The sequence below is a fragment of the Pseudomonas arabinosi genome, assembly GCF_047758675.1.
Classification (GTDB): Bacteria; Pseudomonadota; Gammaproteobacteria; order Pseudomonadales; family Pseudomonadaceae; genus Aquipseudomonas; species Aquipseudomonas arabinosi.
On record NZ_CP180480.1, the window covers coordinates 3,922,188 to 3,947,662 of the forward strand.

The following is a 25,475-nucleotide window of genomic DNA, read 5'->3' on the forward strand; positions in this document are numbered from 1 at the left end:
CGTATCGCCGTTAGCTTCGGCCGATCGCACTGGCTAAATTATTCTAAATTATGGCTCAGCAATAATTATCGCTGGGACATAATTTTGAAGCGTCTGGCGGTCAACTCACAGGAGGGTTTGCGGCGTTCAACGAGATGTACCACTTAGCGTAGGGCGAATTCGCGACCTGACATCTATTGAGGTCAGGGCTGCCATCATCCCACCAAACCGGCCCGCGCTCCCCGAGCGCCACCTTTGCCGTTTGGACGCGCGCCCTGGCCAACTTCAGCTGCCCAGGATCGCCATAAGCTTTCGCTGCCTTTACCTCACGACGCGCCGCCATCAAGTCATTGACCAATTGCTGCCGCACATCCTCACTCAGTGATGGGTTACTGCAACGCCACAGCTGCCCTTTGACTACAAAGTATCGACCGTCAGGAGTCATTGGGTTCATCTCTGCAAATCCATGGTGCATTAGTGCTGCATACCCAGCACGTGATGTCTCGCAGCTGAATGTTGGTGAGGTGCTCTCAGCTAGTAACGGTTTGACAATCTGTAACTCGCATCCAGCCATTAAAAAAAGCACCCCTTACTCCCAGATATCATGATTTTTCACAAGCATGAGCCTTCCTTATAGTCCTCCCAAGCCCACTTGGAACACGGTTGTGTTTCCCTTGATGCGAGACAATTTTATGGAAAATAAGAAACGCCCCGTCCAAGCTTCAGAGGTTGGGATGGGGACTCGAGTCGTATGGGGAGGAGAGCAAGTTCAACATCCCTACAATGCGACCCAGACGCCCATCGTGGTCAGTGCCGCCTATGGCTATGACGATATCGATAAGTGGTATGACGTGGCATTGGGAAAGGAGCCCGGCTTCATTTACAGCCGGATGAGCAATCCCACTGTCTCTGTCTTAGAAGATAAACTCTGTGAGCTCGAAAGCGCGGAATCGGCTGTAGCTTTCAGTACCGGAATGGCTGCAATCAGCGGCGTACTACACACCTTCCTATCCTATGGGCAGCGTGTGATATCTACACGGGACAGCTACGGTGGTACGAACAAAATTTTTGAGGAGTTTCTTCCACGCATGGGTGTGGAAGTAACCCTTTGCGATACGCTCGACACCGTGGCACTTGAGCAGGAAATCGCTAAAGGCTGCAGTGTCCTATACCTGGAAACACCCACGAACCCAACGCTGAAAATCGTTGATATTCGGCGCCTGGTGGCAGCGGCGAAGCGAGTGGGTGCTTTGGTTGTTGCGGACAATACATTCGCGACGCCTCTGAATCAGAATCCGCTCGCTTTAGGCGTTGATGTGGTTGTGCACAGCGCGACCAAATTCCTGTCTGGTCATGGTGATGTACTCGGCGGTGTGGTGTGCGGCGCCGAGAACTTGATGTCTCAAGTTCGCCATTACCGCGAAATCAATGGGGCCTCGCTGGATCCTTTTTCGGCGTATCTAATCATCCGAGGCATCAAAACTCTGGCTCTGCGTCTTCGCCAGCAACAGGCTAGCGCACAACTTTTGGCCGAGTACCTCTGTACCGAGCCGCTGGTCGAGTCTGTGAACTATCCGGGGTTGCCTCAACATCCGGGGCATGACATCGCTCGCTCGCAAATGAACGGATTCGGAGCCATCGTAAGTTTCGTGCTGAGAGGTGGCATGGACACAGTGACTCGTTTGCTGCCGCTGCTCAGATATGCGCATCGGGCGGGTAATTTGGGAGCTGTCGAGACCATCTATGGGCCGGCTCGGACGACCAGTCACGTGGAAAATACCTTGGAAGAACGTCAGGCACTTGGAATTTCTGAAGGTTTGGTTCGAGTGTCCGTAGGTATTGAAGATTCAGCAGATTTATTGGCTGATCTAAAACAAGCCTTCGCTTCAGTGCGAAGCAAACAAGGTGATGCAAGCCTTCACGCTGACAGTGCCCAACGTTTCATTGAGGTAGAAGCCTGAGTACGGGCAGGACTTTCGATATTCATCTTAAGCCCTTCATGAAGAATGAAAATAATAAAATCCAGCGACAACAAAATTGTACTGCCCAAAAGCCAGTTACAAGGTGTTTGTCCGAACATTTCATGAGAATACAACTATGACCACACAGATAGAAGATAATCAGCCCGATCCAAACTCGCATTTCAAAAAGGAAATGCAAACTCGTCACATCGTTATGTTGGCGTTGGGCGGTGTGATTGGTACGGGGTTATTCCTTACCTCCGGTTACACGGTTAATCAGGCAGGGCCGCTTGGTGCGGTGATCGCTTACATCATCGGTGCGGTGATGGTGTATTTAGTCATGGTCTGTCTCGGTGAGTTGGCTGTACAGATGCCAGAAACCGGGTCGTTCAGTAGCTACGCAACGCGATACCTGGGCCCAGGCACAGGCTATACAGTGGCCTGGCTTTACTGGCTCACATGGGCAGTAGCTATCGGTTCAGAATTTACAGCTGCGGGCATACTGATGGTTCGGTGGTTTCCTGACACGCCGGTCTGGATTTGGAGTGCGCTGTTTGCCATTGCAGTCTTCTTAAGCAATGTTGTTTCCGTCCGGTTGTTCGCGGAGACTGAATTTTGGCTTTCGCTGATTAAGGTTCTGACCGTTATCACGTTCATTGCGATCGGCGGAGCGGCAATTTTCGGTCTTTTTCAAGTACAGAATTTGCAGGGTGCGGGACTTTCCAACTTCACGCGTGAGGGGCTGTTCCCCACCGGGTTCTTACCCATTGCAATGACCCTCCTAGCTGTTTCATTCGCATTTTCCGGAACTGAGCTGATCGGGATTGCGGCAGGTGAAGCGCAAGATCCACAAACTAGCGTGCCCAAGGCAATCCGCACGACAGTGGTGCGTTTGGCGCTGTTCTTCGTGGGGACAATTTTCGTCCTTGCGACGTTACTGCCACGAGAGCAGGCAGGGCTCGTAGAAAGTCCATTCGTCATGGTGTTTGAGCTGATTGGCATCCCATACTCTGCCGACATTATGAACTTCGTCATTCTCACGGCACTGATTTCCGCCGCTAACTCGGGGCTGTATGCAGCATCGCGCATGCTGTGGACATTGAGCGATCAAGGACATATGCCTAAGCGCTACGCTAGGCTTTCCAGTCGGGGTACACCAGTGAACGCCATCGTTCTTAGTATGGCGGGTGCAGTGGCTTCTCTGCTCAGCAGTGTGTTTGCTCCTGATACGGTTTACTTAGCCTTGGTGTCCATTTCCGGTCTGGCGGTCGTAGTCGTGTGGATGAGCATTGCTGCAAGCCAGATCGCGTTCCGTCGTCAATACGTCGCTAATGGTGGACGAGTTGAAGACCTACATTTCCGTGTACGTGGCTATCCGTGGGTGCCTATCGGTGCGATTTTGTGTTGTCTGCTGGCCTGTGTCGGTATCGCTTTTGATCCTGAGCAGCGAGTGGCGCTTTACTTCGGCCTCCCCTTTATCGCGTGGTGTTATTTCGTTTACTGGATCACTCGAAACAAGAGAGCAGAGCGGTTGGCTTTAGCCGCAGCTGTTCATTCCTCTAGCACCGCGTGAATTTCTCAGGCAATGATTGAGCATAGATAAAGCCCTGATGAGGTTGCGCCGATGAGTCAAAAGTCACTACCACCCTTGAATTGGTTGAGGGCATTCGAAGTATCGGCGCGTTTTTTAAACTTTACCCACGCGGCAGAAGAGCTCTATTTGACTCAAGGGGCTGTGAGTCAGCAGATCCGTCAGTTAGAAAGTCACCTCGGTGTGGCGCTGTTCAAGCGCTTACCTCGAGGGCTTGGCTTGACCGAGGAAGGGCAGTCCTACCTGCCTGTCGTACAAGACGCGATCAGTCGCCTTGCAGTCGGCACAAACGAGATTTTCGGCCAGCACAATCGAAGACATTTAAAGGTGCGTGGCAGCCTTTCCTTTCTTCACTATTGGTTGGCCCCCCGGCTCGCAGATTTTTGTCGGGAGTATCCCCAGATTGATATTCGATATATCAGCAATATTTGGGTGAAAGAACCAGACGGTGAGGATGATCTAGAGATTCGCTGGGGATGCGGTGAGTGGTCGGGCTTGCACGCTCAGCGATTGACTTGGGACATCCTTCAGCCTGTTTGCTCCCCAAAGCTCATGGCCAGCTCACCAATACATGAGCCTCGCGACTTGATGAACCATTCACTGCTTCATGTGTTGGGGTACGAAGAAGGTTGGGGTTACTGGTTGAAGCGAGTTGGAGCAGACGACGTCGACTACTCCCGTGGTCTTCAGTTTGACACGCTGATTTCCACGATCCGCATGGCCGAACTGGGGCAGGGCGTTGCGCTCGCACGGTCTTCGGTGGTCGAGGATTTGCTTCAGAGTGGGCAATTGGTTGCGCCATTCAATCACCGAATCGAGGCAAGCGAATCCTTTTATCTGGTGCACGAACAGACCGAAGTGCTATCGCCTGATGCCGCAAATTTTTCTACCTGGCTTGTGGCTCAAGCCCATCGCCTTTTGTAAAACTGATTTGGAGTTGTCATGCATTATGTAAGCACTCGCGGCGGCGACATGCGTGCTGATTTTCGCAGTGTGGTTCTGTCGGGGCTCGCCGAAAATGGTGGTCTCTATGTCCCGGCCAGTTTGCCTGTATTCACCGAGAAACAGATTGCCAGCTGGTCGTGGCTGCCGTTTGATGAGTTGGTTTGGCGAGTGATTTCGCCTTTTGTTGGCTCTTCCATAGACGAAAGCACCCTGCGTGCCTTGCTCAGTGACAGCTATCAACAATTCAAGCATCGCGCTATTACGCCGCTTGAGCAGATCGGGCATAACGAGTGGATACTCCAGCTGTTTCATGGCCCGACCGGTTCTTCCAAGGACTTCGCCGCGCAATTGCAGTCGCGCCTGGTCGAGCATTTTCTGGAGGAGGTCGGTAAAGAAGCGTTGGTGGTCGGTGCAACTAACGGTGATACCGGCGTCGCGGCGCTTGAAGCCTTTGCTAACTGCCCGGCCGCCCGCATGGCGATACTGTATCCGCGCGACGGGCTTGCGTCTGAGCAACTCAGTGCCTTGCAGGCAGCCGACCCGCAGCGGGTTCAGCTGTTTCCGGTTGACGGTAATTTTGACGATTGCCAGACGCTGGTCTCCCGACTCTTGCGTGAGTGGCCGTTGGACGGAGTGATGCCGGTCTGTTTCAACTCGACCAATTGGATCGGCGTCCTGGCCCAGATTGTTTTTTACTTCCACGCCGCGTTACAACTGGGCGGTGGCTCGCGTCCCGTTGGATTTAGCGTTCCAGCTGCCAGCTCGGCCGAGATCTACGCCGGCTACATTGCGCAGAAAATGGGATTACCCATCAATCAGGTGATCATTTCCACCAACAGCAATGATGCTCTACACCAGTTTTTTCATTGCAATCGCTACTCGACCCGGATGACTAATCGAACAGTGTCGCCGGCGATGGACTTCTCGTTGTTTTCCAACCTGGAGCGGTTTATCTGGGAGATTTACGAGCACGATGGCTGCTCAACAAAAGCGCTGATGGAGCATTTTGAAGGTTGCGGAGAAATGAGCATCGGCAACCAGCAATGGCTGCGTGCCCGAGTACTCTTCGATTCCTATGCGGTAGACGAATCCCAGGTGCGCGATGAGGTGGTCGAACTGTTCCGAGAGACAGGTTCGGCCATCGATCCTCACACCGCTGTCGGTGTACTGGCCGGCCGGCTTCATCGACGCAGCCTGGGGGCACCGATGGTCACCTTCGGGCAAATTGCGCCGGCCAAGTCGGCGGCGCTGTTGGCCGAGCTTGGCGTCTGGCAAGCAAGCGTTCCGAGCACTGTCGAGGTGCGCGCGCAACCACCGTACCTGGCCAAGGGTGATCTGGACGGTCTGTGCCAGGCGCTTCGTCTGACGCAGCAGAGGCTTGCATGAAGCGCATTCTAGATCCGCTGGACGAACGCATACTGGCCGAACTTACCGCCAATGCGCGAATAGCCCATATCGAACTGGGTGCCAAGATCAACTTGTCGCGCAATGCTGTGCGCCAGCGCATCGAGCGTCTTGAGCGCGACGGTGCGATCCAGGGCTATACGGTACTTCTCGGTGAGTCACGGCGGCCTACATCGCTTATCAGCGCGGTGATCTTTGTCTACCGCTACGACCGCATGCGTGGCGAAGAAGTATTGGCTGCGCTGCGCTCCATTCCTGAAGTCGTGCAATGTGAAGTGCTCAGTGGTGAGTTCGATTTGATGCTGCGCGTGAATGCCGCCACACCTGAACGTGTCCATCTCGTCTGGAAGGAAATCGCGGCCATGCCCGGGGTGGAAAACACCGTGACCTCGTTCGTTCTTTCTGCTGTGTTTTGAAAACATAGCGCTTGGGCAAAACGCCCAGCTAATACAGCATTTTGCCATATTCAACTGCCAAAGCTCGGCTCTTAGGATGTTCCTATCGAACAACATCAATAAGGAACAGCTTTTATGACTGAGTACAAAATCGCCTTGGTAGGGTTTGGTGGCGTGAACCGTGGTTTCGCCCAATTGGTCGCCGATCGTAATGCCGAGTGGAAAGAGTCCCTGGGCTTCACTATTAAAATTGTCGGTGTCACCGATCTGTTCCTCGGCTCAATCGTTGCTAAAGACGGTCTGGATGCAAAGCAGTTGGTTGCGCTGCCGGTTGAGAAAGGTGCATTCGCTCAACTGCCGGGCGGCAATGCTGAGGCCTTCAACGAAACCGTGATCAAGCATTCCGGTGCAGACATCATCTCTGAGGCCACTTTCACCAATCCGGTGGATGGCGAGCCTGCTACTACCTTTTGCCGCTGGGCCTTGGAAAGTGGCATTCATGTAGTGACCACCAATAAGGGGCCTATTGCGCTGCACGGTGCCGAGCTCAAGGCGTTGGCCTGTCGCAATCAGGTCGCTTTCGAATACGAGGGGGCGGTGATGAGTGGCACCCCAGTGATTCGTCTGGCCAAGCAGGCCTTGGCGGGCGCCAGCGTACAAGGCTTCGAAGGCATCCTGAACGGCACTTCCAACTACGTGCTCACCCAAATGAAAGACGGCCTAACGTTCAACGATGCCGTCGTACAAGCGCAACAGCTCGGCTACGCCGAGGCAGATCCAACCGCCGATGTGGAGGGGTTCGACGTACGCCTCAAGGTGGTCATCCTAGCCAACGAACTTCTGAATGCACGACTGAATGTCAGTGATGTAGCGTGTTCGGGCATCAGCAATATCAGCGCGGAAGATATTGCTCAGGCAAGTGCCAATGGCGCGAGCTGGAAACTGATTGGCTCAGCCGATCGTGAAGCCGATGGCTCGGTTCGAGCGAGTGTGAAAGCTCGGTTACTGTCGACCTCACATCCTCTTGCCGGAATTTGCGGTGCTACAAATGCCGTGTCATTCAATACCGAACTGCTGGGAGCTGTCACGGTGTCCGGCCCTGGAGCAGGGCGTATAGAGACGGCCTTTGCATTGTTGTCGGACATCGTCGCCATCCACACCGCCCACGGCAAATAACAGGAGATAGTCATGAGCATATCCAGCATGGCCAGTATCCACCTTGTTGAAGCTAAGCAGATTGATGTGTTCAGTCCATTTGATGGTCGCTTGGTAGGGAGCGTTCCTTGCCTCGATGCAGCCGCAGTTCCTGGCTTGCTGGAACGCGCGCGAATCGGCGTGCGCGAGAGTGCGGCAATGCCACGTCACCTTCGTGCGCGCATTCTTGAGGACGCCGCCAGGTGTGTGGAGCTTGAGTCTGATGCATTTGCCAAGCTGATCGTTGCAGAGGCGGGAAAAACGCTGCGACAAGCAGAGAAGGAAGTGAAACGTTGCGTGAACACGTTGAAGCTATCGGCGGAAGAGGCGCGTCGTAACGCCGGGGAAGTGATTCCATTTGGGGCTTATGAAGGATCGGAATCGCGTCAAGGTTGGTTCACGAGGGAACCGTTGGGGCTTATCGTCGCGATCACTCCCTACAACGATCCGCTGAATTTGGTCGCCCATAAACTCGGCCCGGCAATCGCCGGTGGCAATGCGGTGATTTTGAAACCCTCGGAACTCGCGCCGCTGTCTGCTCTCAAGCTCGTTGAGTGCTTGGTGAAAGCGGGTCTTCCACCCTCAGTGATAACCCCGGCTACTGGTGGCGTCGACTTGGGTAAAGCGTTAGTGGAGGTGCGCGAAGTTAGGATGATTTCCTTTACGGGTGGTTTTGCCACGGGAGAGGCCATTGCTCGCAGTGCTGGTTTGAAAAAGTTGGCAATGGATCTGGGAGGAAATGCCCCGGTTCTCGTGCTTGAAGATTGTGAAATCGAACCGACCGTGGAGTCCTGTGTATCTGGTTCTTTTTGGGCAGCAGGGCAAAATTGCATCGGCACGCAGCGCATCCTTATTCATAGTTCAATTTATGAGGACTTCCGTGAGCGTTTTGTCAGCCAAACACGTGAATTGGTGGTGGGCGATCCTGATCAGCGAGCAACGGATGTGGGCCCGATGATTACGGAGCAGGCGGCCCGTCGTACCGAGCAATTGGTTAATGAAGCACTGGCTGAAGGTGCTGTTCTTCTGTGTGGGCACCATCGCCAAGTGGGAAGTTATGCGCCGACCGTGCTTGAGCATGTGAGACATAGCAGTACGATTTGGCAGCAGGAAGTATTCGCGCCGGTGGTCATCCTGGAGCCTTTTGACCATCTGGATGACGCTATTGCTCTGGCAAACGCAACAGAGTACAGCTTGCATGCAGGTCTTTTCACACGTGATATTTCCAAGGCTTTGAAACTAGCGCGTCAGATTGAAGCGGGTGGCGTGATGATCAATGATTCTTCCGATTATCGTTTCGATGCCATGCCTTTCGGTGGTTTTAAGTACGGAAGTCTGGGGCGCGAAGGTGTTCGATTTGCGTATGAGGACATGACGCAGCCTAAAGTAGTCTGCATCAGCGAGCTGGATTAAACCTGCGAAGTAAACTGCCATCGGCTCACATCGGGTGGACGCTTTTTTATCACGCCCGATGTCCCCTGCGCTAAAAAGTGGAAGTGGATCGCACTAACTTACACAGAAGTGCACGCGCGATGCTTTGTGAGATATCCTGACCTCAACTGTAAAGCGGTGAACGGACAACTTCTTTGGTTAACCCTATCTCACATTTGCATGCAGTCATTTACGAGGTTAACCATGTCCAAGCTCGCAGAATTCCGCCAGCTCGAAAAACACCTGGCCCAACAGCTCGAAGCTCTCGAAGCCCTGAAAGGCGATGCTGGCCTAAAAAAAGAAATCGAATTTGAGACCAAACTGCGCGCTTTGCTTGCTGAGTATGGTTACAGCCTGCTGAACGTGATCAACTTGTTGGATCCCCAGGCTGGTCGTCGCGCTCCAGCCGTCGAGTCGAAAGCCGGCAGCCGTAAGCCACGTCAATTGAAGATCTACAAAAATCCGCACACCGATGAAGTCGTCCAAACCAAAGGCGGCAACCACAAAACGCTGAAGGAATGGAAAGCGAAATACGGTTCCGACACTGTAGAGTCCTGGCTGACAAAGTGATTTTAGTTTGAGTACAAAAGGGCCTTTTGGGCCATTTTTTTGGAGATCATTGAGAGTCGATCTTTTGAGTTCTCCGGCAAAACGAAGGGCGGGCCGAGATGAATAAAGGAGAGGTCGCCCGCATCAAGCTGTTTTTCGCATCAGTTGTACTATGTGGTTGCTCTAAGCCTTAGATGTGAGAACGACCGGGGTAAGCTGGACTTTTCCGAAGCCTTTTACTGCTACGATCACTAATAAAGCTCCCATGATAGTAATCCAAGTGACTTTATTTCCGAATGTGAGGTAGTCCAAAAGCATTGTGATTACTGGAACCATGTAGAAAAGTACGCCGACCTTGCTTGCTGAATTTTTCGCTAACATACGGAATAAAAGTAATACGGCCAATGTTGATACTACAATCGTCATCCATGTGGCTGAGACTATAAATGTGGGGGTTAAGTTAAGTTTTATCTCGGTGAAAGGGAGTAGTAATAGAAAAATGCAAGATGCGGTCAGAGCTTGGTAGAAAGCTGCGACAACAGGATCAATTACGGACTTTTTCTGCATAACTGAACCGACGCTTATAGCTATGACAGATATCAGGCCGAAGAACAGTCCAAGCATGGTTACGGCACCAAGGTCGCGCGCCCCAAAAATAGCGATTGTCAAACCTGTCAATCCAAGAAGTAAATAAAAATATCCTACTTTGCCAATTTTTTCATTCGCGAATATCGGGGTTAAAATTGGTTGAAGGCCTAAAATTATTGCAAGAACCCCTGGGGTTAATTTGTAGTTGAGGGCTAAAAAGTAAGCCGTCTGATATCCTACTTGCAACAAGATACCAATCAGTATTGCTCGTAGCAGCAAGCGTTTTGGCAGTAGCAATGTCTCTTTTAATCCGCGCTCGCCTGCAATTAAGGCGCATACGATAATCAGCGCCAAACTAGCACCTACGGAGCGTATAGTGAGGAATACGGAAACAGACGCATCCTCAAGCCCTAGCTTGACGAATATGGCTCCGCTACTCCACATTAAGAGAAATAGTAATGGTGAATATTTTTCTAAAGTGTTCATAGCGAAGCTCCAGATTACACGTTCCAGTCGTTTATTGTGTAGCGTTCACCCATGTCTCTTTTCTCAATAAGATATCGGCGTAAAGACTTGGCCTTTTTAATGATTTCGCCATTGTTTGCTTGCTCTGCGGCGCTAATTATCCAGTCATAGCAAGATGATACTGGCAAATCATAAATGAAATGATATTTGGAAAGAGTGAATATTATATCTTTGAAAGTAAAGCGATTGAGAATTTTTGAGGTCGCTGCAATTACCTCTTTTTTATTGATGTCCGAGAAGGGTTCGCGTTTTATATGGAAGGAGTTTCGATAGGGGGCAAGCGAGGAAGGGGCAGCAAAAATATCGGTATATTCAAACTCGCCTTCATACATGAAGTCCAAGCAGAGAAACATACGGCTTTTCAGTCCGAAATTCACAGCTGCATGGCTGATCCCCGCATCCAAAAACCAGACTTCACCTGCCATCATTTGGAAAACGCCACGCTCGTCAGAGTGGAATGCTTCGTCGTTATTCTCAAGGGCTACGAAAACCCGGAAGTAGGTTGTCGCTTGATCAAGCTCAACAAAGTCGCGGTGCGGTATAACCAAACCGTCGACGAGGCTTCTAGCGCGGATCATTTTGAGGTTGTCGAGTTTAAAATGCTGCGATACTAGATCTTGGATGCCCGGACACTGCTTCGCATGTTCAGTAGGAAAGCATTTATCGGTATTCCTGTATTGAGTGTCCGATGCGTCGCCGCTTGCGTTATAAACAGAAAGATTTTTCCAATACCCTTGGCCAAACTCATCATATTCTTCAGACTGCTTAGTGACCGAGTTAAGATATTTAACGTCACTTGCTAAGTCGTAAGCACTGATGTTGATTTTTCCGATAATCTTTGACGCCATCATTTGACTCCCTGTTAATTTAGGCTTCAATAGTAAGTCATAGATTGACTATCTACGCGTTAATAATTATGATATGCCCTATCTCGGAATGTGATGATGGATTATCAAAATGAATTTGGACATGAACCAGCTACGTGCATTTGTCACCGTTGCCGACCTTAAAAGTTTTTCCAAGGCATCCCAGAAGTTATGCCGCGTCCAATCTGCTATCAGTCAGCAGATACAAAAACTTGAAGGCCATCTAGGTTCAGATCTTTTCGTTAGAGGTAAGCGAATGCTGGAGCTGACTGCTCATGGCGATAGTATGCTTGCTTATGCAATAAAAATTTTAGAAGTTAATGATCAAGCAGTAGCAAAATTAACTGATAAATCTTACAAGGGTGTGGTTAGAGTTGGGACGTCTGATACTTACGCATCTAACTACTTCTCGGAAATTATAAAGTGTTGTGCAGACCGCTTTCCTGATATTGAAATCGAGGTGCATTGCGGATACAGCAGTCAAATTTGGCAGAGCTATGAAGCTGGCGAGCTTGATGTTGTGCTGACGCAGGGATGCCCGTCGAGCGTGCAGTCGGAACTCCTTCACTCAGAACCCCTGAAATGGGTTTGCACTTACGAGAGCAAAATTGTTGAAAAAAATCCTGTCCCTCTAGCGCTTTTTACTAAGGGCTGCGGAGATAGAGACTTAATATTAAACGCTTTAAATCGAGTCAAAAAGGCGTACCGAATAAGTTATCATAGTACAAGCCACGCAGGGATTCTCGCGGCCTTGTCGTCTGGCTGTTATGTATCTGCTGTGTTGTTGAGCACTGTTCATGACGAGCTTCGTGTGTTGGGAGAGTCTGAAGGCTTTCCACTAATAGGTAATTTAGATATTTCGCTTGCCTATCATGATAAATCGAAAGGCTCACTCTCAAGTATATTTGCGGATATATCGAGGAGCTATTTTCAATCACTGAGTGTGGGCCATGTTATCTGTTCAACCAAGCGTGCGTGCGCGACTTGATGTAAAAAAATTCGCCGCTTTTTGGATTTACCTGTGAGCGGAGCAATAATTCAGCTGTCCGCCTTCGTGCTTGGGGAAGGCAAAGCGAACGGACTCCATATTTAGGTATAGGGTGTACTGTGAGGCTAGCTCGGAAAGTGAGCAGAAGCAGTTGAACACGTGGGTCAGTTTTCAGTCGGCAGAACAGCCTTTACTGGGGCAGTTTTCGGTCAGCGGCAACACAGACTGCCTTTGAAGATCTGTTGCGCCGCACTTGAACTCCTCATTCTTGCTAATCGTTTCCAGCGCACCACGCACGTTGCCTCCAACCTCGCCTGATCCGCGCTGTTCGACTCATAACGTCAGTTCCATGATAGCGGCCTCAAGGGCAAGCTGGTTTTGATTGATCTTGAAGAGTAGGGAAGGGAGCAGGTCTGAATTTGGCATCGCGATTCCTCCATGAAAGAGCTCAGCGTAGCAAAAGGTCTGGAAAGCCGGACGCGGCTCCGATACCAGCTAGTCCTGGCTGACCAAGTGATCTCGGCTTGAGTACAAAAGGGCCCCTCCAGGGCCCTTTTTTGTGTGCGCCCAGCATGGGCGCAATCTTGTGGGTGAAAGTCCCGCCGTAAGCTGACCACAGCGAACGAAGTGAAGCGCAACTGCATGAGTGTGACCGAGTGTGGGGAGGAAGCGTGAATCGAAGCCATGAGCCGATGTACAAGAACCGGATATGCAGAGACTTCCGTGTTGCATAAATCCTATCTCGAACCGCTTACACAGGTGCTCACCAAACCTTTTGAACTGGATACCCTGGCCTTGCTGATCAGAAAATTGATCGTGAAAAAAAAGACCCAGCGCTAAGCCATTATGGCTCTGAGACCGTCGAGTCAAGGCTGACGAGTGGCTCCGGTTTGATTACAAACAAAGGGCCCCGCGAGGGCCCTATGTTGTAGGCGTCTAAATTGCACACCTTGCATCCGTATCCCCTGCCAAAACAGGCGGTATGACATGGCTCCCCTAGCTCGATTCTTCAGGAGACAAGCTTAAGCTCAGATGCTTGTGACACTGATCAATCTCTTGACTATCGCCTCCAATGTTTTGCTTTGGTGCATCTCCCCCTCGCGACTCTGAACGTCACTATCCTTTTCCTTTGTCGGGTATGGATTGCTTGCAAGTAAGGGCCGGCGATTGTCTGTGGCGGCTACGCGTACGCAGCAAGCGACGCCAACCGAGGACGATGCCAGTAACGCTGATGGCGAAACCACCGAGGCTAAAGGCGATTATCAGCACCTCACGCAATAGCGGACGCTCTAACAGTGGGAGCCAATCCCAGCTATGAAGCAGGTTGAATAACCAGCGACCGACGCGACCGCGCTGGTCGAGCTGATCGATCAGTGCGCCGCTGTATGGGTCGATGTGAACCCAGGTGCCAGCAGAGTCGTTGAAGCGTACGCGGAGCATAGGCAAACGCTTGTTTTTGTTGCCGTACATGCTCTGCTCGGCGCGAGCGAAGTAATAAAAGTCATAGGCAGTAAGCCATTCGAGTTCCACTTGCGCACCCGGCAACATCGCTTGGGCTGCTCGCTCCAAGGTAATTGACGGCAGTTGAACCTGCGCCTCCATAGCGCCGGCAGAGAGCATAATCCGACTGTTCCCGACAGCGTCGTAAGCCACCAGATAACTCCTACCGCCGATGAACCTCCATTCCACTTCACGGGCCTGGATTCCGGCTTGGTCGAAGCGTTTGGTCGCCTCCGCAACCGGCAACTCCGACCCATCAGCGTGCAACTCTGCTCCGTAATAGGCGTCTGGTCGCAGCACTGACTGACTGTCCAGCAGGTGCCAGGGGCGCATCGACATTAGGCCACTGAAGATCCAGGTGATCAGCAATGCGCCGAACAGCAACCCGCCGATATGGTGCCAGCGGGCGAAGCCGCTCGGGTAGGGCGACCGTGAGCCGCTACGATAGGGTTTCGCGAAACGCCAGCGCAACAAGCCGACCACCAGGCCAAGTATTGCCAACACAGTGCCAGCCAGTGACAGGTAGATGACGATATCCGCCGCCCAACTATCGAACACGCCACCGCGTAGTGGATAAAGCCAATGCAGCCAGGCACCGAGCCAATTCCAGGCGCGTTCCTGGGCGGTGACATCGAGTAACACGCGGCCATTGTGTTGCGAGACATACAGTCGCCGTTGTTGCAGGTCTTCCACCTGCACTACATGAAATGGCCGCTCCGCGCTCAGGGCGCGGGAGTGGCTCCACATGTCTTCGTACACCAAGCCCAGATAGCTGACCTGTGCACCCCCGGCAAATGCTTGTGCAGCAGCCAGCGCAGCGTTCCTGTCGACGGGCGCAATGATCTTCCCGGTGCGGGCATCGACGGCTACTTGCGCCTTGCCCGGAAAACCGAGCAGGTAGCGCGGTTCGTTGGCCACCGAAGTGAGCTTAACGCTCTGTGGGGCCACGGATTCACCCCTGGCGGCAAGCGCCGTTTCCAGGCTGACGCAGCAGTTCTCAGTCGACAACACCGGCAATCCGGCAAGCTGTTCCGCAGGTGTCAGCTTGGGGTAACCGACATAGAGCATCACTACACCAGACACAAACCACAGCGCCATAAACAGGCACAGCGTAATACCTAACCAGCGGTGCCAGAGGTACAGATAACGTTTCATCGATGTACCTCCTTTAGAAACGCGTATCCACTGCTACTTCGAAGGTTCGGGGTGCGCCCTGGTAATACATCGTGCCGTAGGCCTGCTTGGCATAGATTTCATCGGTCAGGTTGCGCACGCGGGCAGTAACCGCCGTATGTTCGTCAACTTTGAAACGGGCGAATGCGCCGTAAAGAGTGTAAGAGGGCGCTTTCAATGTGTTGGCGTTGTCGGCGTAGACCGACGCCACGTAACGCGCATCCATCCCTACCTGCCACGCCGGCACAATTTCGTAGGTCAACCAGAGGTTGCCAACATGATTGGGGACGTTGGTTGGGGTGTTGCCTTTGCGCGATACCGCCTGGCCCCCAACGTTCTCGGTGAATTCGTCGTACTGCGCATCGACGTATGCGAAGTTACCTTCAGCCATCAGCTTGGAGGTGACTTGCAGCTTGCCCGCCAGTTCGATTCCCTTTGAAGTCTGTTGGCCCGCCTGAGTTGTATTGTTGATGTTGTTAGGGTCAGTCACTGAAAAGTCTTTACGAACGATTTGGTAGGCGGCGAGCGTCGCCGCGCCACGACCATCGAGGAAGTCGAACTTGCTGCCGACCTCAATCTGTTCTCCGGTGGTCAGGTCGGCGTTTTGCGCTTGGGAAAAGGTCGCCGAGGCCAGGTTGCCTGCCGGTGGATCAGCGGCTGTGCTGTATTGCACGTAGACATTGAATGCTGGAGTGAAGGCATAGACCAAACCGACCCGCCCGGTGACGGGTTCCCAGGTGCGCTCAAAAAACGCCGGGCTAGTGGGAGTGACCGCGCCGTAGTTGTTCACCTCCATATGCAAGTGGTCGTAGCGCAGGCCGGTCAAGAGGGCCAATTTATCAGTCAGTTCAAGGCGGTTTTCCAGAAAGCCAGCCAAGGTGGTGACCTCGTGCTTACGCACTTTTTGTAAGCCGGTATTGACGCCAGGGATGTCGTAAAAACTCCCGGGATCGAAGTTGTCCGGATCAACCGTATCGTATGGCGAACTCGAAAACTTGCCATTCGGATACAGCTTCTGCTGGTTTACCGAGTAGTCGAAGCCGGCAGACCACTGGCTAGTCATGCCGAACAAGGTGTTGTCGTGTCGCAATTCGAAGCGGTTACCGTCGACCTGTTGTTCATGCCGTTGCAGATAGGCAGAGCCGCGTCTCACCAAACTGTTATCGGTGTTGTAGCGATAGTTCTCTAGGTTTCGATAGTCGCGCTGGGCGTCGTAGTGGTAGAGAGTATTTTGCAAGCTGGTGCTGTCATTGATCTGATAATCGATGATCGAACGCACCCAGCGGACGCGCTGCTCGTAACGCCCATCGCCCACGTTATAGTTTTCAAAGCGTCGGCTCTTGTCGATCTTCATGGTATCGCCGACCTGGTTCAGAATCGGCGAGCCCCAGTAGGGGCTGTCCTCTTTGTCTTCTTGGTATTCAAGCGCCAGGGTATGGCTGAGCTGTGGCGTCAGGTCACTAAGGATGGAGAACGCGGTGCTTGTAGACTCGCGCTTATTGCGATCCATGTAACCATTACTGCCCGTACGACTGACATCCAGACGAGCGAAGTGATGCGGATCCGGGCCGTCACTCAGGGCATGGTTGACCCCAAGCGAAAGCTCAGAGGAATCATAGCTGCCATAGCGCACGCGGCCTTCGACTGCCTGTTCTTCCCGGCTGGCCAACTTGGTGATGTAGTTGATCGAACCGCCCACCGCCCCGGCACCATAGAGGAACGTAGACGGGCCTCCGATCAGTTCCACGCGATCATAAATCCAGGCATCCACTGGGCGTGTGGCACTGCTGTAGCTCATGCCAATGCCATTGTAGAGCTGGGTGATCTGGTTCTGAGTGAAACCACGGTAAGCCACAAAGCCGCCATAGCCGGGGTTGGCCGAAGCGTTGATCCCGGTCATGGAATTGATGACATCCTGGGTGTCCTTGGCGCCGCGTTCCTCAATGATCGCACGATCGGCAACACTCACCGATGCGGGCGTTTCGCGGGCGGTCAGACCAAGGCGTGAACCGGTTTTGATCGGTTGGTCGAGGATCACGCCTGAGGGCTGTTCCTGGCGAGCGGAGATCGTAGTCGCCGGCAGGTTGAGCGCATTTTCTTCGGCCCAGGCCAGATTGCAGGCACCGATCATCAGCACCAACGAAGTGTTTCTTGTCTTCATGAACAGCTTCCACGCAAAAATGTGAGGGTCGCACCTGACAATTCCTGCGGCTGCGCGAATGCACAGGCAGGCAATATCAGGCCGAGAGAGTCACTGCGAGTGAAGCGTCGGGGGATGCACGAGGATTGAGAGCAGGCCACACATAGCGGGGTGGCGGCTGCGCCAGGCTGCGCACGATGATGGGGATGACGGTGCCGCCTGGCACATAGTCAAGTGCCCAGACCATGGTATTGATGGCCACCGCCACGGCAAAGGAAGAACACAGGGGGCAAGAAAGCTGGGTCGCCAGATGTGGCGCAGGATCATCTGAATCGCTGGCATCTATATAGGGGCCATGCTCGCTACTTACAGAGCAAAAGCCGCCGTTCAACCCGCTCAGGCTTAGAGCGCTCATCTGCCCGTGATGAATTCTGCAGGCGAACAGACTGAACAGGACGCTGGCATACAGCACCCATGCAATCGATGATCGGTCATTGGGGACAGTTTTCATGGGCGGCGACTCCAGCACCGAATTTTTCAGGGGGAACAGTCGCTGAGGGAGACTAATTGCCGCAGCTCGGTCTATGACGCGATGGGGTGTTTAATCAGTGATGTTTACTTGATCAAACATCACTGATTTTTATTCTTCAGGTCATCAATTCATCTTGCTGTGATCAGGCATATTCAAAGCCCGCGCTGTGGCCTCAACCTTGACCGACTCCTTCTCGCCTTTGGCATTCTCTACCGTCAGCGTCAGCGGCACCTTGTCGCCTTCTTTGACCTGGCCAACCAAGTCGATCAGCATGATGTGAAAGTTGTGGGGATCCAGGGTGACCGCTTTGCCAGCAGGCAAGGCGACGAACTCTACCGGTTGCATGCTCATCACGTCGTTCTTCATGGTCGACTGGTGAACTTGCACGGTTTTAGCTACTGGTGACTGTGCACTGAGCAGCTTGCTGTCGCTACTTGCCGTGATAGTCATGAACGCACCGGTCGCCTGCTGCCCTGCGACTGTTGCGCGAACCCACGCGTCGTCTACCTGCGTCTGGGCTGACACCTGGCAAGCCAGCCCCAGCAGCGAAAACCCAAATACGATCTGTCTGACGCGTTGGGTGATGCTGGTTTGATTGTGAGTTGAGTTCATTAACAGACCTCCATGACGGTAAGCAAATCTTCCGCACACTCTTGTGCAGAAAGCGAGTGAGACAATCCAAGGCGTAGCGTTCCCCTGGAGTCATAAACATAGCTCGTCGCAGTATGGGACAAGGTATAAGTTGATCCGCTGGGGACTTTTTCGTAGAACACGCCGAACTCTTTGGCCGTAGCAGCCGTTTCTTCCAGTGTTCCGTAAAGTGCGACAAAGGATGGATCAAAGGTTTTGACGTAGGCATCGAGTACAGCTGGTGTATCCCGTTCGGGATCCAGCGTGATGAAGATGACCTGGAGGCGGTCGCCATCCTTGCCCATTAGTTTCTTGATTTTTACTGCGCGAGCCAAAGCAGTGGGGCAGATCGCTGGGCATTGGGTAAATCCGAAGAACACCATCGGCATCATGCCTCGATAGCTCGAGAGCATTCTCACATCGCCGTCAGTATCCTTTAACTTGAATGTGCGCCCCAGGATCTGATTGCTCAGATCTTTGCCGTATTTGTACGACAGTTCTCCTCGGGAATCGCAGCCAGTCAGGATGCCCATACCTAGCAGTCCTATGCCTGCAATCACCTTGCGGCGAGTCAACAAAACGCTCATGGATTAACGCCTTTTTGGATCGCCCATAGTCCAGTCAGCTGTATGGACGCATCATCTTTAAATGACCGCATGGTATCAAAATGAATGTAATCGATACCTTCCGACTGGACGATAGGTCAGACGTAACCCAAGTATGACTATTGAGCACATTTGTTCTGACCAACCGGAGGAGGGGCGAAAAGTCTAACGATGCCCGTCGCCTTTAATAACCTGCGACATTCTGGCGCAGGCATTGCCTTGAGTCCGCTAGAACATGTTTACCAAGTCTCCTGCGGCAGACTGTCGCAGATGGCTTTGTGAAACCTTGTGGGAAAAAGGCTTCTCGTATCGTGCGCAGGCCGTGCAAAACCCTTAATCTGCTGGCGCTTTGTGGTTTCACCGATTGGTGAATCAATAGGGAAGCAGGTACGCCCGTTGGCAATTCCTGCGCTGCCCCCGCAACTGTGAGCGGTTAGCTCTCTCGTCTATGCCACTGGCCTATAACGGCTGGGAAGGCGCGGGAGGGTGTCGAGCTGTGAGCCAGGAGACCTGCCACAAGTGCTGCCGATTATCCCGGCAGTTTCCAGACCCGCATCCCTCGGAGGGAGAACTGATGCATATCGAACCCGGCGTGCTCAATGCCGCAAAAGTGCTGTACGCCAACGCTGCTGCAATCGCTACTCTGGCGGCGTTTTCGCCGAAGCTGTTGCGCCCCGATAACCTGATTAAGACAGTGCTGGCCGCAGCCTTCTTTTCGGTTTTCATGGAGATTTTCCATTTGCCGGTCGGCGCTTCTGAATTGCATTTCGTTGGTGCTTCTGCCGTCTACATCATCTTCGGCTTTATCCCCACGCTGTTTGGTTTTGCCATTGGCCTGTTGTTGCAAGGATTGCTGTTCGAACCACAGGATCTGGTGCACCTGGGGGTCAACTCGTTGTCCTTGATGTTGCCGCTAATTGCCGCCCATGGCTTACTCGGTCGCCGCTTCTTCGACGTCGCGGGACGCAGCATTCGCTGGGCAGAAGTGGTCAAGTTTGATGCGCTGTATTACACCGGTGTGGTAGCGATGGTGGGCTTCTGGTTGTCCATGGGCGAAGAGCCAACCCCTCTGAGTAACTGGGCGCTGTTCGCCGTGTCTTACCTGCCGTTGGTGTTGTGCGAGCCGCTGTTCACCTGCCTGGTGGCGCGGACACTCAAACGCTATGCCGACAACGCCTTTGTCGAGCGTTTCACCTGTGTGAATTCCCTCAAAGTCGCGTAATTGAATCGTATCCCCATCGTCCAGTTAACTCTGGGCGGTGGGGTTGATCAACATCTTTCGATCTTCAACCCCGCGTGCTTCGGTGTTAATGTCGCCGCCATGAAACTGACCCTATCAGACCGCTCACTCGTTGCCTGGACGCTGTATTTCTGCGTCCTGTTCAATGTATTCGCCTGCGGTTTGGGGCATGGGCAGATGAGCGGGCTCGAACTCAATGGCGTCGGTGGTCAGTTCTGCTCCGCACTGGGCAGCAAGAGCCCGACCCAGAACACGGACTTCACTGACCAGTTAGCCGGTGGCTGGGCCGGTAGTCTTTCCTGCCCTATCTGTTCTGCGGTGACGTTGAGCATCGCTTTTCTGTTTTGTCTGACCTGGCTGCTGCGGATTGGACAAAAGCCGCGCCCTAGTCGCGAACTGCGCTGCAAGGCACCCCCTCGATATTCCTGGCCCTCGGCCAACCCTCGCGCTTCCCCCGAAGTTTGACACCTGCACGTGGCCGGCTTGTTTTGCCCGCTACTGCTTGTTTTTTCGTCGTCTGATTTACGTCAAGTTGTCGCTGATGTGACAACAGGTGGACGCCGTTCTATCGTCTCGGGAAGGAAGGCAGTATGTCTCGCGTTATTGATCATCCAAGTTGCAGATTCAGTTTTCTCGAAGGGATAACTTTCAGTTTTCCTGCATCCCATAAATCGGAAGCGACGATGGCATGGAGACTGGTATGCGATCTATAGCTATTCCTTCAGGGGCTTCGCGACTGGTCAGTAAGACGTCGCGCGTGAGCAGTCGTGGAGACTTCCTGTTGCCGTTTCCTGACTACCCCAGTAATGCACGCTGTTTTGTTCATCTGGATGCTCGGTTGCTGCCTTACTGGCATACGCTGTTCGATGTGTGTCCTGGGTTGCTCAAGCTAGATCCACCGGATGGCTTGAATATATTTCGCAGTTTCATGACGTGGGCATACCGTAATCATCCACCGCTGAATTGGACTTACTACTTGAGCGTCTGCCGCTGGTTGCTCACTTCGACCTACAACGCGCAAATCCACGAGGAGCACATCGATTCCTTCATGACAGCGGCAGCGGCCCGCTGGATAAATACTGACGATAGCCAGGCACGAGGGCTGGTACTGGCGTGGCAAGGTTCATCGATGAGGGTGTTTGACTGGAAAGTTGCACCTCGTTCTGTCACTGGCGTTGACCCTGAGCTGGAGGAGTTTCCACCGACGCCTTGGGACTTTGCCTGGTGTCCTTTGACAGGGAAAGGCGGCGCCGGATTTCGACGCTGGTTGCCCATCCCCGGATAATTTAGCTACGTCCAGTTGGCAGGATCGCTCGGCTGACGCGATCCTTACTTAGACATCCAGGCAATCACAGCTTTGTAGTCTTCGGCGCTGCAGTCCATGCACAGTCCCCGTGCCGGCATGGCGTTGAAGCCTTCGGTCACGTGTTTGACCAATACCTCGGTGCCTTGCTCCAGACGGGGGTTCCATGCCGCTTGATCACCTTTTTTGGGTGCCATGGGTAACTGGCCGCTATGGCACATGGTGCAGGCGCGGTTGAATACCGCTTCAGGCTCTTGGGCGGCATAAGCGGTAGAGAATGCGAGTAAACAGGCTGCTGCCAATACTTTCTTCACGGTTAACCTCATTGGGCATTTTTATAATCAGGCGGCGCCTTCGGAATGACAGAGTCCATCCGTGGCAAATGAGCATTGCCGACGGCATTCGCCGTTTGGCAGAAAGCACATCAGCAGGGCATTTTGAGTTTAGTGAGGGCGTATCGAGACCCCAAATGCGACAGGCCGCCGCACCAGGCGACCTAGCTAATAAGCCGTTGGCCGCTTGAGGGGGGCGAGCGTCGCCTGTGGCAGGTTGTCGCAGGTCAGTTTGTAAGTGGATGCATGCTACATTTAATGCCGACGCGGTGATTTCTCTTGGCAGGGTTAACGTCGTGTCATTGAGTGCAAGGCCTGAAAGGGTCTTGGCACTTTTCTTATTTCTAAGTACCCCACTCCTGCATCCGATATCGGCGACCATTTTTACTGAGTCTCCAACACACTCATCTCTAGCTTTTTCTTTGAAAACGCCTCAAAGAAAAGGCCCACAGCGTGGGCCTCCTTACACTTCAGCCGAGCTTACTGATCCAGATCACTTGCCCACGGTGAAGCCGTAATCGCCATCACTTTTGTGGGTGTCGACCGAAACGGCATGCCATTCAACCTTGTACTTTCCGGCTGTCAGCGGTTTTTCAGGTGTGACGATCAGAGCCTTTTGGTCGCCAGGGGCGGTTTCGATGCTTTTGACCGCAACTGCGGAGCCATCGCCAGTGATGGTCACTTTGGTGAACTTGGCTTCGACACCCTCTGAGAACACCAGGCGCAATTCTTGAGGTGCACTTACCGTGCTATCAGCAGCTGGTGTTTCACTCTTCAAGTGGGCATGGGCAAACACCGAGGTGGCAGTTGCAAAGGATGCAAGCAACGCTACGGAGGTCAGGATTTTTTTCGCAAAATGAGCTGGCATCTTTATTACCTCTGGTTAACGACGAGTAAAGGTTTGCTGCGAATTCGTAATCTCTATCGCTGAGGCTGATGGGCCCCAGCTGTTATCCACATCAGAAGTCCAGGGTAAGCCCAGCGTACAAAGCACGCCCATCACCTGGTGAGTGCAGGGATGTTTGGGCACCATCCGGGTCGTACCAAACGTATTCATAATAGCGGTTGGTGAGGTTTTTCAACTGTAGATCGACGCTCACTGAGTCGGTCACTTTGTAGGTGGCGCCGAGGTTCATCAGTACATATCCGCCATACGTCCCCTTGGTGTTTTCACGCTCCAGGTAGTAGTTAGTCTGGCCGTTCATCCAGGCAGTCAACTGCAAGGCAGGTGTCGCTTCATAGCTGATGCCGGCGTTGTAAAGGTGATGAGGGATATGGTCGATTTCCTGGCCTTTGCTGTTGGGCAAAGTGGAGCTTGGCTGGAGTATTTTCGAATACTGCCAAGAGTAGGCCATCCATATTTCAGTGCGTTCGTTAGGGTGCAGGTTCATCTGTAAGTCGTAACCCCAACGTCGGGTTTCACCAACGTTATCTGACTCACCGCTCGGGTCGTTCAGCCTGCGGCTGACCTCTCCGGAGGCCTCTTGCTGCCAATATGCGACTCGGCCATCGACCCAGTCAGCCGGCGTGAACTTGATACCTGTTTCCCAGCCTTCGTTGATCGACGGTGCCAGATCGGTGTCTCTGGGCGGTATCTTGTAGGCCGCCGCACCTGTACCAACTTGGAAAGTACGGCCCCAGTTGGCATAGAGGCTTGCCACGTCCCACGGCGAATAGACCACGCTGAGCTTAGGCTGTTTGATCAGGCCATAATCGTTGATGTCGTAATCCAGGCCGGTCATTTCGTTGGTGAAATCACCCTGGATTTTATCGACCCGATACGCCGGAACGATCTTCAGCGACTCGAAAGGTTTGATCTCGGCCTGGACGTACGCGCCGTAGGTGTCGAAACCGAACCGCTGGTCGCGGGTGGTTGCCAGGCGAGCACGGTCTTTGGTGCGATAGCGCTCACTCTTGTTCTGCTGCTGTTGTACGTCTGCGCCACCTTCCAAGGCGAAGTCATACAGCCAGCTGACTTCCGGTCGCCATGTCAGAGAGGTGAGGGCGCCATATTGGGTTTCGTAGGCATCACGTTCCTGTTGGGAGCTAGTGCGCCAATACTGCGTCCAGCGTCGGTCATCGAAGGTGTTGACGTAGGTCTTCGCCGACCAAGCGAGCGTATCGGCCAAGTCAGTATCGAAATGCAGGCTGACCTGATTCATGCGCCGCGTGCCTTTGTCCGTGGCGTTGTACCTGTTGGTCATGGTCGGATGATGACGGGCATCGTCTTCGGTCAAATAGCCTGGCTCCTGAGCCTCTGCTTCGTAGTGACGGGCAATCAGACCAATGCGGTAGCTGTCATCGTCGGGCGTATAGAACCACTTGCCAGACATCGAGTATCGGTCGGCTTCTGCATGATCCCGATAGCCGTCGGACTTTTGATAAGCGAAGAAGTAGTTTTGCGTCCAATTGCTGCTTTCGATGCCCTTGGCGAGTTGGGCTTCCTGGGTATTGAAGCTGCCGTAGCGAATGCGCGCCTTGCTGTAGTCGCCACCTGTGCGGGTCAGCATGTTGACGTTGCCAGCGATGTTGTTCAGGCCGTAACGGGCGTCACTGGTGCCGCGCACCACCTCGATGCTGTCGAGTTCGAGGGGGAAGATCATGTCCATGAACGGCATGTTGCCGTCATTGCTGTTGCTGGGAATTCCGTCGATCAGCAGTTTGACGGCATTCACCTCACCTTCGCCGTTGAAGCCACGAAAGGAGATCTTGCCGGATGTCGTGCCCTGATTGAACTCCGTGAGCATCACGCCTGGCGCGCGACTGAACAGCTCCCAGCTGTAGTTGACCGGCATCTTCTCGAGAATGTCTGCTCCCAAAATATCGACTGAGCTGAGCACGCTGCTGGTGCTCAAGGGGCCGCTGGCTATGCCCTGAACGTTCACGGTGCCTAGGGTCAGAGTTGAATCTTCGGTTTTACTGGCTTCGGCCAATGCCAAGGACAAAGGGCTTATTGCAAACAGGCCAAGCGACAACAACGGCCATAGTGATCGGGACACAGACAAAGGCTTTGCCTGAGGCAAAGTAAATGGAGCAGGCATAACGCACACTTCCTGATGACCAAGAAACTTCAAGGGCGTTTAGCGACCACGACAGGGCCGCTAAAAATTGGTAATGAAGACAACGCTGGACTTATGTCAGCGGTGTTGATGATCAGGCGAGGGGAGAAGCGCGCGGGCTCAGGCTGGGCCAACGAATCCTGGGATGCAGCGTTGGCAGTTCTGGATTGTCGAGAGACGTATCAGGCGCGTATCGCGGTAGGAAATGTCTGTAATAGTTAGAGGGAAGCGCTGCCATTCCGGCATGGCCACAGCAGCAATCGCCGTGTTGCATGACCGTTTTTGACGGGGCCTGCTGGAGAGTATCGATCAGCTTGTCGAACCCTGGAGGCAATGTTTGTGAGGCTCCTCCTGAGCAGAATCCACCCCAGAGCATCACTTGCATATCCGGCGTCTGCATAGCGCGGCTCAGCGGCATGAACAGCATGTTTAGCAACACGGCTAAACAGGCGATCCAAGGGCTTATGCGTTTCAACGAGGACATGAAGAAGGTCGGCAAAGAGGGGCGGCCATTTAGCCGGAATTCAGGGGGGATGTAAAAGTCG

General features: G+C 53.2%; 24 protein-coding genes, 1 pseudogene and 1 riboswitch. Of the genes and pseudogenes, 12 read left to right on the plus strand and 13 right to left on the minus strand.

The window, feature by feature from the left end; all coding sequences use genetic code 11:
• Positions 1 to 100: 100 nt before the first annotated feature.
• On the minus strand, positions 101 to 433 hold the full coding sequence (locus ACMXYJ_RS18270) for a hypothetical protein (RefSeq protein WP_415756302.1): 333 nt from the start codon (positions 431 to 433) through the stop codon (positions 101 to 103).
• A 238-nt stretch (positions 434 to 671) separates the two neighbouring features.
• On the opposite strand from ACMXYJ_RS18270, the gene ACMXYJ_RS18275 reads away from it, so the two are divergent.
• The 8 genes from ACMXYJ_RS18275 (at position 672) to ACMXYJ_RS18310 (ending at position 9,470) form a co-directional block, all read left to right on the plus strand.
• Positions 672 to 1,940 carry a cystathionine gamma-synthase family protein gene (locus ACMXYJ_RS18275; protein WP_415756303.1) on the plus strand — a complete coding sequence of 423 codons (1,269 nt, stop codon included), beginning with the start codon at positions 672 to 674 and terminating at the stop codon, positions 1,938 to 1,940.
• A 136-nt stretch (positions 1,941 to 2,076) separates the two neighbouring features.
• The gene (locus ACMXYJ_RS18280) at positions 2,077 to 3,513 is read left to right on the plus strand and encodes an amino acid permease (protein ID WP_415756304.1); all 1,437 of its coding nucleotides are present in this window, start codon (positions 2,077 to 2,079) and stop codon (positions 3,511 to 3,513) included.
• Positions 3,514 to 3,564: 51 nt separating this feature from the next.
• A complete protein-coding gene (locus tag ACMXYJ_RS18285) occupies positions 3,565 to 4,455 on the plus strand; it encodes a LysR substrate-binding domain-containing protein (protein ID WP_415756305.1) in 891 nt (296 codons plus the stop codon).
• 18 nt (positions 4,456 to 4,473) lie between these two features.
• Positions 4,474 to 5,862 carry a threonine synthase gene (gene thrC, locus ACMXYJ_RS18290; RefSeq protein ID WP_415756306.1) on the plus strand — a complete coding sequence of 463 codons (1,389 nt, stop codon included), beginning with the start codon at positions 4,474 to 4,476 and terminating at the stop codon, positions 5,860 to 5,862.
• On the plus strand, positions 5,859 to 6,296 hold the full coding sequence (locus tag ACMXYJ_RS18295) for an Lrp/AsnC family transcriptional regulator (protein ID WP_030130664.1): 438 nt from the start codon (positions 5,859 to 5,861) through the stop codon (positions 6,294 to 6,296). Before thrC ends, ACMXYJ_RS18295 begins: the two co-directional genes overlap by 4 nt.
• Positions 6,297 to 6,410: 114 nt before the next feature.
• A complete protein-coding gene (locus ACMXYJ_RS18300; protein ID WP_415756307.1) occupies positions 6,411 to 7,451 on the plus strand; it encodes a homoserine dehydrogenase in 1,041 nt (346 codons plus the stop codon).
• Positions 7,452 to 7,463: 12 nt separating this feature from the next.
• Positions 7,464 to 8,882 carry an aldehyde dehydrogenase family protein gene (locus ACMXYJ_RS18305; protein WP_415756308.1) on the plus strand — a complete coding sequence of 473 codons (1,419 nt, stop codon included), beginning with the start codon at positions 7,464 to 7,466 and terminating at the stop codon, positions 8,880 to 8,882.
• Positions 8,883 to 9,104: 222 nt separating this feature from the next.
• Positions 9,105 to 9,470: a histone-like nucleoid-structuring protein, MvaT/MvaU family gene (locus ACMXYJ_RS18310; RefSeq protein WP_415756309.1), complete on the plus strand. Its 366-nt coding sequence runs from the start codon at positions 9,105 to 9,107 to the stop codon at positions 9,468 to 9,470.
• A 162-nt stretch (positions 9,471 to 9,632) separates the two neighbouring features.
• On the opposite strand, the gene ACMXYJ_RS18315 is transcribed toward ACMXYJ_RS18310, so the two are convergent.
• A complete protein-coding gene (locus ACMXYJ_RS18315) occupies positions 9,633 to 10,523 on the minus strand; it encodes a DMT family transporter (RefSeq protein WP_415756310.1) in 891 nt (296 codons plus the stop codon).
• A 14-nt stretch (positions 10,524 to 10,537) separates the two neighbouring features.
• The gene (locus tag ACMXYJ_RS18320) at positions 10,538 to 11,410 is read right to left on the minus strand and encodes an aspartyl/asparaginyl beta-hydroxylase domain-containing protein (protein ID WP_415756311.1); all 873 of its coding nucleotides are present in this window, start codon (positions 11,408 to 11,410) and stop codon (positions 10,538 to 10,540) included.
• A gap of 121 nt (positions 11,411 to 11,531) precedes the next feature.
• On the opposite strand from ACMXYJ_RS18320, the gene ACMXYJ_RS18325 reads away from it, so the two are divergent.
• On the plus strand, positions 11,532 to 12,416 hold the full coding sequence (locus tag ACMXYJ_RS18325; protein ID WP_415756312.1) for a LysR substrate-binding domain-containing protein: 885 nt from the start codon (positions 11,532 to 11,534) through the stop codon (positions 12,414 to 12,416).
• 171 nt (positions 12,417 to 12,587) lie between these two features.
• Here the strand turns inward: ACMXYJ_RS18325 and ACMXYJ_RS18330 are convergent.
• From ACMXYJ_RS18330 to ACMXYJ_RS18355, 6 genes and pseudogenes are all read right to left on the minus strand, one after another.
• Positions 12,588 to 12,842: pseudogene (locus ACMXYJ_RS18330) on the minus strand (hypothetical protein).
• A 690-nt stretch (positions 12,843 to 13,532) separates the two neighbouring features.
• Positions 13,533 to 15,071 (minus strand): PepSY domain-containing protein, encoded by a 1,539-nt coding sequence (locus ACMXYJ_RS18335; protein WP_415756313.1) that lies wholly within the window; start codon positions 15,069 to 15,071, stop codon positions 13,533 to 13,535.
• A gap of 13 nt (positions 15,072 to 15,084) precedes the next feature.
• Entirely contained in the window at positions 15,085 to 17,220 is a 2,136-nt protein-coding gene (locus ACMXYJ_RS18340; protein WP_415760753.1) for a TonB-dependent receptor, read from the minus strand.
• Between the two features lie 106 nt (positions 17,221 to 17,326).
• On the minus strand, positions 17,327 to 17,740 hold the full coding sequence (locus ACMXYJ_RS18345) for a DUF2946 domain-containing protein (RefSeq protein WP_415756314.1): 414 nt from the start codon (positions 17,738 to 17,740) through the stop codon (positions 17,327 to 17,329).
• Positions 17,741 to 17,884: 144 nt separating this feature from the next.
• Positions 17,885 to 18,373 (minus strand): copper chaperone PCu(A)C, encoded by a 489-nt coding sequence (locus ACMXYJ_RS18350; RefSeq protein WP_415756315.1) that lies wholly within the window; start codon positions 18,371 to 18,373, stop codon positions 17,885 to 17,887.
• On the minus strand, positions 18,373 to 18,978 hold the full coding sequence (locus tag ACMXYJ_RS18355; RefSeq protein WP_415756316.1) for an SCO family protein: 606 nt from the start codon (positions 18,976 to 18,978) through the stop codon (positions 18,373 to 18,375). Before ACMXYJ_RS18355 ends, ACMXYJ_RS18350 begins: the two co-directional genes overlap by 1 nt.
• A 352-nt stretch (positions 18,979 to 19,330) precedes the next feature.
• Positions 19,331 to 19,528, plus strand: a riboswitch (cobalamin riboswitch).
• 42 nt (positions 19,529 to 19,570) lie between these two features.
• Between ACMXYJ_RS18355 and ACMXYJ_RS18360 the strand changes: the two genes are divergently transcribed.
• The 3 genes from ACMXYJ_RS18360 (at position 19,571) to ACMXYJ_RS18370 (ending at position 21,521) form a co-directional block, all read left to right on the plus strand.
• The gene (locus ACMXYJ_RS18360; protein WP_415756317.1) at positions 19,571 to 20,218 is read left to right on the plus strand and encodes an energy-coupling factor ABC transporter permease; all 648 of its coding nucleotides are present in this window, start codon (positions 19,571 to 19,573) and stop codon (positions 20,216 to 20,218) included.
• Between the two features lie 99 nt (positions 20,219 to 20,317).
• Complete coding sequence (locus ACMXYJ_RS18365) at positions 20,318 to 20,701, plus strand: DUF2946 domain-containing protein (RefSeq protein ID WP_415756318.1); 384 nt, start codon at positions 20,318 to 20,320, stop codon at positions 20,699 to 20,701.
• A 235-nt stretch (positions 20,702 to 20,936) separates the two neighbouring features.
• Positions 20,937 to 21,521 carry a putative natural product biosynthesis protein gene (locus ACMXYJ_RS18370; protein ID WP_415756319.1) on the plus strand — a complete coding sequence of 195 codons (585 nt, stop codon included), beginning with the start codon at positions 20,937 to 20,939 and terminating at the stop codon, positions 21,519 to 21,521.
• 44 nt (positions 21,522 to 21,565) lie between these two features.
• Here the strand turns inward: ACMXYJ_RS18370 and ACMXYJ_RS18375 are convergent, their stop codons facing one another.
• The 4 genes from ACMXYJ_RS18375 to ACMXYJ_RS18390 form a co-directional block, all read right to left on the minus strand.
• Complete coding sequence (locus tag ACMXYJ_RS18375) at positions 21,566 to 21,853, minus strand: c-type cytochrome (RefSeq protein ID WP_415756320.1); 288 nt, start codon at positions 21,851 to 21,853, stop codon at positions 21,566 to 21,568.
• 511 nt (positions 21,854 to 22,364) lie between these two features.
• Complete coding sequence (copC, locus tag ACMXYJ_RS18380) at positions 22,365 to 22,739, minus strand: copper homeostasis periplasmic binding protein CopC (protein ID WP_415756321.1); 375 nt, start codon at positions 22,737 to 22,739, stop codon at positions 22,365 to 22,367.
• A 91-nt stretch (positions 22,740 to 22,830) separates the two neighbouring features.
• Positions 22,831 to 24,912 carry a TonB-dependent receptor gene (locus ACMXYJ_RS18385; protein WP_415756322.1) on the minus strand — a complete coding sequence of 694 codons (2,082 nt, stop codon included), beginning with the start codon at positions 24,910 to 24,912 and terminating at the stop codon, positions 22,831 to 22,833.
• A 112-nt stretch (positions 24,913 to 25,024) separates the two neighbouring features.
• On the minus strand, positions 25,025 to 25,414 hold the full coding sequence (locus ACMXYJ_RS18390; protein ID WP_415756323.1) for a DUF2946 domain-containing protein: 390 nt from the start codon (positions 25,412 to 25,414) through the stop codon (positions 25,025 to 25,027).
• Positions 25,415 to 25,475: the final 61 nt, after the last annotated feature.